At 57.8% G+C, this 14,271-nt stretch carries 10 protein-coding genes; 3 read left to right on the top strand and 7 right to left on the bottom strand.

What is annotated here, in order from left to right:
- Positions 1-110: 110 nt before the first annotated feature.
- Positions 111-1,919, bottom strand: a complete 1,809-nt coding sequence (locus AABA21_RS35120) for a serine/threonine protein kinase (protein WP_338257415.1) — start codon at positions 1,917-1,919, stop codon at positions 111-113.
- 623 nt (positions 1,920-2,542) lie between these two features.
- Here AABA21_RS35120 and AABA21_RS35115 point away from each other — a divergent pair.
- Both AABA21_RS35115 and AABA21_RS35110 read left to right on the top strand, forming a co-directional pair.
- Positions 2,543-3,070, top strand: a complete 528-nt coding sequence (locus AABA21_RS35115; protein WP_338257413.1) for a hypothetical protein — start codon at positions 2,543-2,545, stop codon at positions 3,068-3,070.
- A 433-nt stretch (positions 3,071-3,503) separates the two neighbouring features.
- Positions 3,504-4,865: an MFS transporter gene (locus AABA21_RS35110; protein WP_338257411.1), complete on the top strand. Its 1,362-nt coding sequence runs from the start codon at positions 3,504-3,506 to the stop codon at positions 4,863-4,865.
- A 38-nt stretch (positions 4,866-4,903) separates the two neighbouring features.
- Here AABA21_RS35110 and AABA21_RS35105 read toward each other — a convergent pair whose 3' ends face one another.
- Together AABA21_RS35105 and AABA21_RS35100 are read right to left on the bottom strand one after the other, a co-directional pair.
- Positions 4,904-6,910 (bottom strand): GNAT family N-acetyltransferase, encoded by a 2,007-nt coding sequence (locus tag AABA21_RS35105; RefSeq protein WP_338257409.1) that lies wholly within the window; start codon positions 6,908-6,910, stop codon positions 4,904-4,906.
- 22 nt (positions 6,911-6,932) lie between these two features.
- A complete protein-coding gene (locus tag AABA21_RS35100; RefSeq protein WP_338257407.1) occupies positions 6,933-7,625 on the bottom strand; it encodes a CBS domain-containing protein in 693 nt (230 codons plus the stop codon).
- Positions 7,626-8,185: 560 nt separating this feature from the next.
- On the opposite strand from AABA21_RS35100, the gene AABA21_RS35095 reads away from it, so the two are divergent.
- Entirely contained in the window at positions 8,186-10,510 is a 2,325-nt protein-coding gene (locus AABA21_RS35095) for a prolyl oligopeptidase family serine peptidase (protein ID WP_338257406.1), read from the top strand.
- 181 nt (positions 10,511-10,691) lie between these two features.
- Here AABA21_RS35095 and AABA21_RS35090 read toward each other — a convergent pair whose 3' ends face one another.
- The 4 genes from AABA21_RS35090 to AABA21_RS35075 all read right to left on the bottom strand — a co-directional run bounded on the left by AABA21_RS35090 (position 10,692) and on the right by AABA21_RS35075 (position 14,050).
- Complete coding sequence (locus AABA21_RS35090; RefSeq protein WP_338257405.1) at positions 10,692-11,864, bottom strand: FAD-dependent monooxygenase; 1,173 nt, start codon at positions 11,862-11,864, stop codon at positions 10,692-10,694.
- A gap of 247 nt (positions 11,865-12,111) precedes the next feature.
- Complete coding sequence (locus AABA21_RS35085) at positions 12,112-12,780, bottom strand: nuclear transport factor 2 family protein (protein WP_338257404.1); 669 nt, start codon at positions 12,778-12,780, stop codon at positions 12,112-12,114.
- Between the two features lie 24 nt (positions 12,781-12,804).
- Positions 12,805-13,431, bottom strand: a complete 627-nt coding sequence (locus AABA21_RS35080) for a TetR/AcrR family transcriptional regulator (protein WP_338257402.1) — start codon at positions 13,429-13,431, stop codon at positions 12,805-12,807.
- Between the two features lie 289 nt (positions 13,432-13,720).
- The gene (locus AABA21_RS35075) at positions 13,721-14,050 is read right to left on the bottom strand and encodes a hypothetical protein (protein ID WP_338257401.1); all 330 of its coding nucleotides are present in this window, start codon (positions 14,048-14,050) and stop codon (positions 13,721-13,723) included.
- Between the last annotated feature and the right edge of the window lie 221 nt (positions 14,051-14,271).

Genomic DNA, 14,271 nt, shown 5'->3' with positions numbered 1-14,271 from the left:
CATTTGAGCAATAAAATCTCATTTTCAGGGAGAAGGCCGCCTTTGTCCTCTCACATCTACAGGCTGGCGGCCTTCTCCCAAAGACTGGTCGGGAAGGCATTTCTATGGCTCTAATGCCTGCGGATGCGTGTGATGAAAGTCAAGAACACGCCGATGATCAACAGGATCACGCCGGGAACCATCGTTCCTCCGGCGAACGCGAGGATCATAAGCAGGCCAGGTACTCCGAAGCTGGCGCCGAGCAGACTGCCCGTCAATGCGATCGCTTCGCGGCGGTTCTGGGAGAAGGAGATCTTCGGCGGCTTCAGCCTGGAATTCAATAAGATGTACAGGCCACTCGTCACATAAAGAATGCTACCACCGACGCCGGCGCTGTACAAATCAGCGCGATGATTTAAGAGGTAGTAGTTGTACATCAGAAAGAATGTACAGACGACGCCGGCCAGCCCCATAGCGCCTCCCAGGAAGATGCCGCCTTCGATACCCACACGACGCCAGCCCGCGACAGATGCATCAATCTTCATCGGATCACGAAATGGCAGCAATCCGATGCGCAACACAATCCATCCAGCTATGATACAAAAAGCTCCAACCCATAGTTGAGTGGCAAATGAAGTATAATTGGTAAACTCTGCTAACGCGGTGAAAGAACCCAGGACGCCAATACCGATAAAACCAGCACCAACTATGCATCCCAGCACACCAAGAGTCTTCGAAACAACGCGCATAGGCGAATTTGATGGAGCCTTCGCCGCGAATGGCTGCATTATTTGTTGTTGCCCACCAGATCCTACTAATGCGCTCTCGGGATAGGGCCGGTAGTCCGAATTTGGAGGTGGGGGAGCCATCATCTGCTGATACTCCGGGAATGCAGGTTGCGTCGATTGGTGGAATGGGGGCGGAGGTGGTGGAGTATCCAATGGACGCAATGAGAGCGGGGGTGGTGGCGCCATCGACTGCCCGGTCGGCGCGTTGATTTCTTGCAGGGTATGGCGGACAGCCGCGGCGCTGGCGGGACGCATCTCTTCAGAGAACTCCACCATCTGGCTGATGAGTTGTACCAGCCTGGGAGGCGCGTCTGGCACCAGCATTGCCAATGGAGGTAAATTAAACAGGGAGCGCGATGGATCGTAGCCAGAGAGCAAGGCATACAGCGTCACGCCCAGGCTGTAGATGTCGGAGCGCGGATTCGTCTGGGCGCCGCCATACTGCTCTGGCGGCGAGAAGCCGGCCGAGCCATAACTGACGGTATCGCGTGATTGATCGGGCTTGAAGTGGCGCGCGATCCCAAAGTCAATCAGGTAAAGATGTCCATTGGCCGTGCGCATAATATTGGCGGGCTTGAGATCACGGAAAATGATCGGCGGCTGATGCGAATGCAGATATTCCAATACATTGGAGAGCTCAATACCGATGCCAACCACCTCTCCCACCGGCAAACGTCCATTGAGGGCTTTCTGCTGATATGACTCCAGCGTCTCGCCCGTGATCAGGCTCATCACCAGGTACCAATGCCCATTTTCCTCAAAATAATCATAGATATTCGGCAGGTTAGGATGTTGTAGACCTGCCAGCAGATGCGCCTCGCGCTGAAACTGCACGGCTGCTTCACGCTTTTCTTGCTCCGACAGGCGAAGATAGTTCAACTCTTTGATCGCCACCAGGCGCCTGCCCAGCTGCTCATCTTCCGCGCTATAGACCGAGCCCATCCCACCCTGGCCGATCGTCTGCTTGATACGATAACGACCCTTCAAAAACAGTCCCACTGGCGTGTCTCCCGTGGGACCGGCGCCAGCTATATTGTTCGCTCCATAAATATCATCTTGCTGCGTTAAAGCTGATCCGCAGACATGACAAAAGCCATCATTAAAAACATTCTCTGCTTTACAAACTGGACATATTGTTCGAGAATTTGGCATATCATAAATCCTTATATACTTTTAACTAACTTAATACAATTGATATTCATAGGAGTTTACAGCATAATCCTGTATAAAACAATAGGAGGGTAGATAGCACTTATAGCTCAAGTATTGCATTTCGATATATTTCATTCTAAATTCATGGCATAATTCAGACATTAATAGCATATATTGACATTGGCTGGCACAACCTACGCATCTCCCCACCCACAGGGCTGCCAGCGCCAGCGGCGGCAGCCCACGTTCCCGGCCGGTTCGGCTTCTTGTGTCATAACACGCCGGCCCACGCCGTACCCATACGCCAACGGACCGCACACGAACCCGAAGGCGAACGTTCCTCCTGGGGTACCACGTGGGGCGAGATGCTATCCACGAGAAGCCGAACCGGCCGGGTACGTGGACCGCAATCGCTGACGCTCGCGGTCCGGTCGACCGTTGAAGGTCGACCCTACGGGGGCGTTTCGGTTTGGCAATATTTTGAATGATACGCCAACCTATGAGGGCCGCCATTACGGAATCTATGGTATGATATAATGTGCTAAATTCACGATTTTAAATGAAAAATCGTATACGCACCTTGCTTTCTCTTAAAGCAAACGCTACACAAAAAGGTTTTCGGTATGTCAGATGATCCCTATCGTCGTGACTATATACGTAATGTGTCGAATGATCCCAACTTCCAGATGCGCCGCGTGGAGATTGGTTGCGGCCCACTGACATTGCCACTGCTCATAGTGCTTTATATCGGTTTATTGGTATTGGTTGGCCTTGGCACTGCTCATCTCAGCGGACGACCCGTTACCTTTGGATATTTCTGGCCGATGCTGCCGATGCTGCTGCTGGGACAGGCAACCGCGCTGGCTTCGTCGCGCATTGTGCGTCTCTTTCGGCATCAGAAGACAGAACAGGAAGAGACACAACCATGGACACTGGTGGCGTTGCTGCTTTGTATCGTCCTTCTTATCGCGCTGGTGGCAGTGATGCCATCCATCATGACGGCGCTGGGAGGGCCACATGTTGATGCTGTCCCGGTATGGGAAAGCCTGCTTGCCATTATGATAGGGGTGATAATCACCCAGGTGGGATTCCCCCTTTATCACCATCTACGGCGCAAAAAGATGAGATCTTCTGATGGGCGTGAAGAATAAATAATTGAGTGGCTCTCAATATAAGCTGATCAGCGCTTGACACAGCGCGATTGCACATGGTAGTATCCAGGCACCTGATCAAGAGAACAAATAGCAAGGAATTATATGAAGCAGATGCTATTACGGCAGCAGATATCTGTTGTCAGAGTCATCGCTCATTCTCCCGGTGTGACCGCGCCGCATGGGGCGCGCTAGCGAGAGAAGAACGAGAGAAGAGACTACCATGCGAGTGAGCCACAACCATCCAGGGTCGTGATGGTGTTCCTCATCTTTCTTTCCTGACATCCCTACCCCTTTTTTACCTTCGCCAGTGATGTACTACCACATCTTTTTCTGATGTACTACCACATCTTTTTCGCGCCGCGCGCCCTCCCCTACACAGTTATTCAGCCATGGATTACCGCTACTGTTTGCGCGCGTGAAAGGGTTAGATATGCGTCTTCGTTCTCAAAAGCTCCTGGCACTATATGGCCATCGCTTTATTCTCATTAATCGCAACTATACGTTACTGTGGGTAGGAAGCAATATCTCGTTTATCGGCGATATTCTTTTTATGACTGTACTGACTTTGTGGATTGGTACACTCCTGCGTAACCAGAGCTATGCGCCGCTGGCGATCAGCGGTATAGCGCTGGCGGCCGCCCTCCCCGCCCTCCTGATCAGTCCATTCGCGGGGGTATTTGTCGATCGCTGGCAGAAGCAAAAGACGATGCGCGTCATGGATGTGACGCGAGCCGTCCTGGTTCTCTCCCTGTTGCTGGTGAGCGAACCAGGTGCGCAAGCGGTGCTTTCGGCACGTACCGCGGCGCTGCCCTTGCCTATAAAGCTTGGTGCGATCTACCTGGTGATCGCGGCTACGAGCAGCTTGAGTCAATTCTTCAATCCAGCGACGAAAGCGCTACTCGGAGAGATTGTGCCAGAAGAGAAGCTCACCAGGGCTTCGGCGCTGACCACGGGCTCTGCTATGGCCGCCTGGCCAATTGGTTCAATGCTAGGGGGAATAGGCTACGCCAGTCTGGGAGCCAGCTGGGCCATTGCCCTGAACGCGGCGTCGTTCATCTGCTCCTGGGAGCTCATACGCGGCATGCGTGTGTCGGAACCTGCCGCGTCACTGGCTGCTCCCAAAGAGGGCATCCGCCACGTATTCAAAGATCTGTGGGAAGGGCTACAGATCATCGAAGAGAGCCTGCTCTTGCGTACGCTCTTGCGCGCAGAAAGTCTGCTGGCGTTTGGGCTGGGGATCATTAACACGCTGGCGTTCTTCTTTATCACGCAAAATTTGCATGTCCCCGTGAGCCTCTATGGTTTTGTCAACGGGGTGCCATCGCTAGGAGGCATACTCGGGACCTGGTTGGTTGATAGATCAGCGGCAAAGATAGGGCAATCGAGGATCTACTACAGAGCAAGGCTAGTTACCGGGATCGCCATGGTTTTCACGGCGCTACAACATCAGCTGCTCATTGCGTTGATCGGCATGTTGCTCAGCAATATCGCCGATAGTGAGGCTGAGGCTGTTGTTGGCCCTTTGATACTGAACGCCACACCAGCAAAGATGGCCGGCCGCGTCTTTTCCACCTTCGGAACCGCTACGACCGCCAGTTCTCTGCTCGCGACGTTCCTGAGTGGATATCTCAGTAGCACGCTGTTGCATACTGTTGATATCCATCTCTTTGTCATCGATCTCAATGCGACAGCTATGCTCAATAGCTGCGCAGGCATGGCCTTGATTATAGGTGGCTTGTATACCTATCAGCAGCTCAGAAAAGAGGTTCGGAGACAGGCTCCAAACCTCTGAGGTTGCATCTTTTGTTCGGCGTTGCCTTGCCTTAAGCGTTACCAATGCGGGGAAAAGGCGGTCGAGCGGATCAGGCGGTTGAGAAATTGTTTGGAGACGCGCGGATCGACGCGGTCGCCGATGCGGGCGACGAGGACGTTGGCGGGCTCCATGCTGACGTTGGGCTCGGTGGTCGCGTACTCGACGAAGCCCTGGGTGCCGAAGAGGTGCTTGATCAGCTCGCGGTAACGGAAGGTGGAGATGCCGAGCCCTTCGGCGTCCCAGTGCCAGGAGAGGCCGATGGCGAAGAAGATCATGTCCTCTTTGGCGTCGAGCTCAAGGGCGAAGGCCAGTATCTCGCGCGCGATGCCGAGTCCGCGCCAGTCGGAGCTGACCTCGATGGCGACCTCGTAGAGGTTTTCGACGCCCTCCCACCATTCGTCGGCGGGGGCGATGGTGACCTGGCCGATGATCTCGCCAGCCGGGGTGTGGGCGACGGTGAGGGCGCAGTCGGGACTGCGGGCGATGTCGAGCAGCAGCTGGTGCTCGCGCTCGGGCAGGCGGGCAAACGAGCTGAGTCCGCGATCGGGTCGCAGGCGATCGATGAGGGAGGGCGGACTGAAGTCGCGCAGCAGGACGGGGCCGCGCATGGTCTGCAGGGTGCGGATGCGCGAGGGCGTCGAGCTGCGGTTGAGGTGCAGCAGGTCGAAGAGGTCCGACAGCGGCGAGCGGTGGCGCGCGATGGGGAAGGCCTGGCGGATCGACGATGGGATCAGCAGGTGGCGCACCAGGCCGACGGTCTGCCGGTTGATGTGGTTGATCTCCCAGCGGCGCGGCTGCGGCGGGAAGAGTTCGGTCCGGTCGTTGAAGGTGGTCGGGAACTCCTCCTGAGTGGGCTGCTTGCCCATGATCTGCTGACCCTGCTGCTCGCCCTCCAGGGCGGCCTGCCAGAGGGGCTGCCAGCGCTCGATCCATTCCTGCGGCAGCTGCTCGGGCAAGTCTTGCTCAGACATCTCGGCCCACAGCCGGCTCCAGGCGCGCGGGACCACGCTGTAGAGGGCGTAGCCACCACCGCCGAGGGCCACCCAGCGTCCATTGCAGTAGGTGTGGGCCAGCTGGTGGGCCAGCTTCATCTGCGCGCCGATGCCGCGCATGGTCAGATTGAGGTGCGTCAACGGGTCCCAGGCATGGGTGTCGCAGCCGTGCTCGGTCACGATCACGTCGGGGGCGAAGGCCGTCACCAGCTGCGACAGCAAGGGGTCCATGGTCTCGATATAGCTGTCGTCCTCGGTGAAGGGCTCCAGCGGCACGTTGATCGAGTAGCCGCGTCCGCTGCCGTTGCCCATCTCCAGCACATCGCCGCTGCCGGGAAAGAGGTAGCGGCCGGTCTCGTGGATCGAGATGGTCATGACACGCGGATCATCGTAGAAGGCGCGCTGCACGCCGTCACCGTGGTGGGCGTCGAAATCGATGTAGAGGATCTTGGCCTCGCTGGCCCGCAGGACGTGCGCGATAGCTACCGCCGCGTCGTTGTAGATGCAGAAGCCCGAGGCGCGATCGGACCAGGCGTGGTGCAGTCCTCCTTGTGGATGAAAGACGTGCAGGGGACGCTCCTCCTCGGAGGCAAAGGTGCCGCCCTCGGGCAGTCCCATGATAGCGCTGAGCGCCACCAGCGAGCCGCCGGCGATCATGGCCGACACCTCGTGCATGCCGGGAACCGGCGGCGTATCGCTATCCCCAAAGCCGTAGCGCTGCGCCAGCTCGCGCCGCTGCTCCTCCTCTTCCGGCGTCCTTTCGACGCCATCCGGCTCGCCGAGCCGCTGCACGGCCGCGATGTAGGCGGGATCATGGGCCAGGCTCAGCTCCTCGATCGAGGCGGGACGCAGGCCCAGGCGCGTGCGCTCATCATTGACATCCCACAGTCCACTGCAAGCCAGCAGGTCGACCAGCGCCCGCAGGCGTCCGGGATTGAGGGGATGCTGCTCGCCAAAGTCATAGTTCAGTTCCTGCGGATCAAATATGAGGCGCGCTCGATGATTCGGGTTGGGAGATTTTTGCTCTGCCATAGCTCTTTGCCTCTCTGCTCTACTAATGGGACGCCAGCAAGGGACCGCCAAAGGTGTACTGGATGCCTTCTTGTTTCAGGCGCAGCAGCAAGGGGGTGGGGTTGATCGTGCCCAGGCGCACGGTGGCGACGGAGAGTGTGCCGTCGCTCTGTGGGGCCGCCAGGGCGCTGCGGATGTGGACGTGCAGCTCGGCCGCCAGTTGGAGCGTGCGCGCCAGCGGCGTCATGTCACCATGGGGCAGCGCGATGTCGAGCTGCATGCCCGGCTCAAAGGCACCCATGGCCCGCGAGAGCGCGATCAGCAGGTCGCTGCGCGTCAGCAGGCCGACCAGGATGGTGCGCGTCTCGCCATCCACCAGCTTGTATTCCACCACCGGCAGGCAGTTGAGGCCGCGCTCAACCAGCATCTGGGCCGCCGCCGCCACGCTGGTCGTGGGTGTCACACGAATGGCGGCGCTATGCATCACCTCGACCACGCGCCGCTCCTGCCACGGCTGCTTCCCCTGCTCATCACCCTCGGACACCGCCACCGCCAGATCGATATCCTGCGCGTACAACATACCCTCGCAGGTCAGCAGCGCCACCCGCGCCCCCTCACCATTGGTCTGATGGATACGGCGCGTCACCGGCAAATGATGAAAGCTATATTGACGAAACAGATTGGCGGCATGAGCCAGCGTATCATCGGGCTCGACCGTCGTTAATTTCGTTGACATAATTTCCTGGACAATCACGGCGCACCTCCCAAAACGCATCATTGCACCTGGTTGCTCGCAAAACAATCGCCTGTGCCCTGCCCGAAATCGAGCGCAAGACCCCAACACATTTAAATTAAAAACATGCAACAAGAGCAAAGACCCCAGTACGTGCGGGGCTTGCCCCCGCTTTCTTCCTCGCCGCTCGAAAAAGCAACGACCATGATGCAATGCATCTCATTCAACCGTACCAGGTTGCTTTGAATGAGCCTTCCCTCTTAGCAAGCAGGCAAAAGCGGGGGCAAGCCCCGCACGTACTGGAGTCATATTTCTATTCACATTCTCTAAAGTTGAAAGTATTGGATGCGCGACCCGAACCTACGGAACGATCATGTGTATCATAGCACATCATGCTCACGAATTGCTCTCAGACGAGAACGTTTCTATTAATTCTTTAAGCTCAATAACTATCCTATGGCTCAGCAGAACAATTTCCAAACCTATGTTCCATCTGGCACGTATACATTGGTATAAAAAGATCTACACGACAAATGCACATCAAAATATAGAGGGGATTTGTTATGAGTGAGTTAGAGAACGAAGATCCAACCACGCAGCGACCACAGGCTGCGACACAGGATGATGAACCGACGACTCAGCTTTCATCCCAGAGATCCCAACATGCGCAGACCACCGGATCACAATCAGATGGACAGCAGGGGCAGCCCGCGCCGATAGCAGAGAGCGACGGCGCGACCACTGCTGCACAGCCCACTCCCACCTCTGCTCAGCCAGAGCAGGACAAGCAGGGCGATGAGCAGCAACCGGCGCCGGTTGAGCCGGCCAGCCAGCCGGAGCAAACTCCGGCCGAGGCGCAGGCGAGTACGATCCAGATGCCGATCGAGCAGACGCCAGCGACGGCGACTCATTCGGCCCCAATGCCAGCGGCAATGTCGGTGGTGCCTCCCATGGATATCGAGGATCTGCTCTCGCTCAAGGTCGCGTCCGATCCGCAGATCTCGCCGGATGGGAGCCTGATCGCCTATACCGTGATGGAGAGCGACGCGGAGGAGACAAACAGCGCCATCTGGCTCGTCGATATTACGTCCGGCAAGACGGCGGTGCCGCGCAAGCTGAGCAGCGGAACCGGCCATGATAGCACGCCGCGCTGGTCGCCCGATGGGCAGAGCCTGGCCTTCCTCAGCGATCGCTCAGGCATCCCCCAGATCTATTTGCTCGCGCTCTATGGCGGCGAGGCGCAGCAGATCAGCGACCTGCCACAGGGGATCAGCGAATACAGCTGGCACCCTAACAGCCAGATCTTGCTGGCCCATAGCACCTGGAAGCCACAGGACGACCAGGTCGCCGAAGCCGTTGAGTCCGAGAACATCCTGAACGTCTATACGCGGCTGGGGAGCCGCTGGGACGGCAAGGGACACACTTTTGGTCGCCACCAGCAGTTGTGGCTGATCCCTCTCAACGGCAATCCAATGCGCCTGACTTCCGAGCCGGTCGATCTCTCCCAGTCCTGCTGGTCACCCGATGGGCAGGAGGTCGTCTTCTGCGCCAATCGCCGCGCCGATCCAGACCTGAGCGTGAGCCAGGCGCTGTGGGTGTTGACGCTCTCGACGGGTAAGATGCGCCGCCTGACGCCCGAGGAGGGTCTGGCCCAGATGCCCGCGTGGTCGCCTGATGGCCGCCAGATCGCCTACCTCTACACCCCCGACCAGACCGAGGCGGGCAATATCATGCCCTGGATCGTCGATGCGCAGGGCGGCACACCCCGCCTGGCGGTCCCCGGAGCTGATGCCTTCACCTGCCAATCCTGGATCATCGACGAGCTGCGCGAGGAATATCTGACGCCGCCCAGGTGGTATCCCGATAGCCAGGCCCTGCTCGTGCCGGTGCAGGAACACGGCCAGCTCCATCTCTATCGCCTCAATCTCACCCAGCAGACGAGCGAGCGGCTAACCAGTGGCAATGGGCGCTACATCAGCCCGCAGCTCAGCAAGAACGGACAGACGATCGCCATGGTGCGCGCCGACTGGTTTACGCCCGGCGATATCTGGTGCATGGATAGCACGGGCAAGCAGCCGCGCAAGCTGACCCGCGTCAACGACGCTACCCTGCAGAGCCATCGCCTGACGCGTCCCAAACGCATCAGCTGGAAGAGCTTCGACGGACTGGAGATCGAGGGCTGGCTCTACCTGCCGCAACTGCCAGAGAACGTCAAGGCCCCGCTGATCGTGTGCCCGCATGGCGGTCCTTCGCTGGCCTGGGGCGATAGCTACGTCCACGAGTTCCAGGTGCTGGCGGGTCGCGGCTACGCCGTGCTGGCACCAAATATCAGGGGTAGCGCCGGCTACGGCGAGGACTTCGCGCGCCGCGTCATCAACGACTGGGGCGGCGGCGACTTCAAGGACCTGATGGCCGGCGTCGATCAAGTCATCGCCACGGAACAGGTCGACGGCGAACGGCTCGGCATCAGCGGGCTCAGCTACGGCGGCTACATGACCAACTGGAGCATCAGCCAGACGCAGCGCTTCAGGGCAGCCGTGAGCCGCAACGGCATCAGCTACATTCCCGGCGCCGCCCTGCTCTCCGATCAGACCATCTGGTTCAACCTCTCCATGGATACATGGGCGCGCCAGCACGAGCGGTCCGCGCTCACCCACGCCGAGGCCATCCAGACCCCGCTGCTGCTGCTGCACGCCGAGGACGACCGGCGCTGTCCCTTCAGCGAATCCCAGCAGCTCTTCGTCGCCCTGCGCAAGCGCAAGCAGCCCGTCGAGCTGATCGGCTACAACGACACCAGCCACCTGATGGACTGGCCCGGCGTCGGCGCGCCCCGCCAGCGTATCGACCGCCTGCGCCGCACCATCCAATGGTTCGAGCGCTTCCTGTAAATGAAGAAAACGGCGCCCCATATGGGCGCCGGAAACGAAGATCGCCGTAGGTTCGGCCCTTGCGGCCGATTTCTCCTCGCCGCATAAATATGCATCTCACATGCGTTTACGTGCGTGGAGAGGGGAAATCGGCCGCAAGGGCCGAACCTACGTTTTATGTTGCCGAGGGCGAGCTCGGTGCCTACGAATAATTGCTTACCCAGGTATAGCTTGCAACAGATTTGAGCTGTTTCAACAGCAATTGTTGTGGAGCGAGCGCCAGCAGGGAATCGCGCAGCCAGCAGGCCAGAGGATGCTCCCATTGCGCGACCCAGCCCAGCCGGCGCGAGTTCACGGTGACCATGTTGGCGCGCGCCAGCCGCTTCTGCTGATACATATGTAATGCATTCTCAGGCGAATGCTCGTGGCGCAGGGTCCGGGCCAGGATCAAGGCGTCTTCGAGCGCCTGGCAGGCTCCCTGGCCCAGATTCGGGGTCGTTGCGTGCGCCGCGTCCCCCAGCAGCGTTACGCGTCCCTTGCTCCAGGAGGTCAGCGGCTTGAGATCAAAAAGATCGTTGCGCAGGATCGCCAAGTCTTCCGTCGCATTGATAAGCGTACTGACAACAGGATGCCAGCCCTTGAACCGATCCAGCAATTCTTTCTTGCGTCCTTGCGGACTCTCCGCCGCGTTTTCCGGAGCGTTGCAGGTCGCGAACCAGTAGACGCGCTCCTCTTCCAGGGGAACAATGCCGAAGCGGCTACCGCGCCCCCACATTTCGCCCACCAGTGGGGGCGTTACGCCCGTGGCGATGCCTCTCCAGGCCGTGTAGCCGGCGTAGCGCAGTTGACTGTGGGGAAAGAGCAGTTGACGGACCCGCGAATGAATGCCGTCGGCTCCTATCAGCAGGCTGCCGCGTACGCGCTCGCCCCCCGCGAAACAAGCGGTCACGCCCGTAGTGTCCTGTTCAAGATCGACCAGCGGCCGGTCCAGGACCAGTGTGTCCGGCGCGAGTCGCTCCCGCAGCGCGGCCTGAAATTCCGCGCGGTGGATGGCGATGGTTGGTCCCCCGCACTGTTCCTCAACTACCTGTGGCGGCAGATAGACCAGCTGTTTTCCGCGCATTGTGTAGAAACCAGCCTGATTGGGGGCGGACTGCTGGATCCGTTGCTGCACCAGGTCGGACAGACCAAGCTCCTGCAACACCCGAACCGCGTTCGCCCAGAGGGTCAGCCCGGCCCCCAACTCTCGCAGCTCCTTTGATCGTTCAAAGATTTGTACCGCGAAGCCGGCTTGCTGGAGGGCCAGAGCCGTCGCCAGGCCTCCAATGCCTGCTCCGATAATCAGGATAGGGAAATCTTGCTCCCGGGTTGTCATAGTTCTCCTCCCTGGTTCTAAAGACACGTGATAGCCTCCACACGCGCGTCCGCTACGCGACCGCACTGTTTTTTATGCTGGTGCATGGAGTGCCCATTCGCGCACTCCATGCACCATCATAAAATAGGTTTTGAGCCACATGGGATTTTAAGCCACATGGGATTTTAAGCCATGCGGGGATTTTAAGCCGCGCAGGTGCGAAATCTCCAGCGTGCTCAGAGCGATGATCATGGGAGTCAGACACATTCTAATGCCTGGAACGCTGAGCAATAAGGCCGAGGCCGTGCAGCACGATGCGCGGGACAAGCAATCCCCGCTTTAATGGTCCCCAGAGATCTGGCAGGGCCGTGTCCTTGCGCAACGACTCACCGATACGCTCTTTGAGATAGACGGGATCGCCCTTTCCGCGCTGCCCCATGAGCGATCTGTAGGGATCGTCGTCGCGTATGAGCCGCCGCATGTCGGCCGTGTCGATCCAGCGTTCAGCATCCAGAACCGCCAGGCGAACATGGATCTTCCAGTGACCGTCCCGGCGCTCGAATAGATCCAGGTAGCGTCCCTGATTCCACACGTCCGTCATTTTGGTGTCTCGTTTCAAGCGATGGATGACCGACCAGTGCGTCTCAACAAAGGCCTGATCACCGTTCAGCTCTATGATGGGATTACTGAGCGAATGGATGCTCACTTCAAGCTGCGCCAGGATGGGAAGGACATAATCCACGAAGTCCCAGCCCGTGCCGTTGAAGAAGGCATGGTCATCCTTGCCGTCGGGATGATAGCAGGACTTCATCAGCTCCGCGTCACCACGGTCGGCCGCGCGGCAATACAGATAGAGGACCGAGCGAATCTCTTCCCGAACCTCCAGATCGGCCAGTCTTACCTCAAGCGAAGTCAGACGTTCTTCTGCTATGATCATATGTTTCCCCTTTTCCTCTCTTTACTAAGGAAGCGGGTGGAATCCCTGAAACAGCAACTCAAAGGCGGCGGGAAGGGCCTGTAAGGCCTCATCGAGCCGTGAAAAACTGCCGGTCCAACTGGTCAGCGCGGCATAGTAGAGCGCGAACACCAGCTGCACCGCCAGCCGCAGGTCGAGGTCCGCCCGGATCTCTTTGTTGCGCCGGGCCTGTTCAAACAGGTTCAACAGCTCTCGCAAGAAATATTCATTGAGTCGGGCAACGTCCTGATGCTGTCCAGGCTTGTTCTGCAAAAAGAGGATGGTCTGCAGATAGACCTGCGAGTTCTCGGGATGGCGTGCATAAAAGCGCAGGAGCAGGCGAAAGATATGCACCAGCTTCTCCTGCAGAGACCAGCCTTCCGCCACCGAAGCGAAAGCCTCCTTGAGCGTCTCGCTCAACGCATCGAGATAGACGAGCACCAGCAACTCCTGCTTGTTCTGAACATACAGGAACACGGTCCCCACGCCGACCTGCGCCTCCTCGGCAATCTCACGCATCTGCGTCGCCTCATAGCCCCTGGTCTCAAAGCACTTTTGCGCCGCCTGCTTGATACGCTGAAATTTCTGTTGCTTGTTACGCTCACGTAACCCGCCTCGCTCTTTTTCCGTCACCAGTTTCCCTCGCCAGCTAAAATATGAACGTGATCATAAATGATCACGTTCATATTTTAGCTGGCAATAAAGCCCCCTGTCAAGAGATATGTATATTTTGGATATCATTCATAATTTTGCCAAAAGACAAGGCGGCAAGAAAAATGGAAATGCTCACGTAGGTTCTTGTTTCTTGTCGCTTTGTCTTTTGGCAAAAAGAGAGGAAAGAGAAAAAGCCGCTCGCATCAACATGTATCTATATACAGGTGACGCAAGCGGCCTCTCTATGATGTTGAATATGGGTGGTGGTTCAGGAGATGAAGAGTTGGACCATGCAGTAGACGGCGGCCACGACGAGGCAGATGCAGTAGATGCCGGCCGCGATCTGCGAGACCTTGTTGATGCGCGTGGCGTACCTGGGGCGCAGGCTGAACATGGCCAGGCGAGCCGTGATCAGCATCACACCGATCAGTAAGATAAAATCGATGATCTTGATGAAGATATTCGCGTTGAAGATCGCCAGCATGACGATGATGCCTCCAAAGGCAAGGATCGCCCCGAGGATGTCGGCGGCGGCAATCGCCATAAACAGCCCCTCATCATACGATCGTGCGAGCAACATTGGCGTTGTCTTTAACATAATGTATAGTCCAGCGATATATCCAACTATACTGAACAAGACCCATAAGAAATTTGACATGTATGTTTATCCCCAAATCTTTTTTGAGCACGCATGCTTGCTTGCTGCCCGTGCAAGATACCTATAACGTATCGATACAAACCTGTTGCAGCGTCTGCGCTACCTGCATCGCCATTATATCATGCGACGAAAATCAAGAGGAAGTGGTGGATATTTTGGCT

This window comes from Dictyobacter halimunensis, assembly GCF_036245075.1.
Note: the sequence above shows the minus strand (reverse complement) of the source record. Positions and strands in the feature narration are given on the sequence as shown.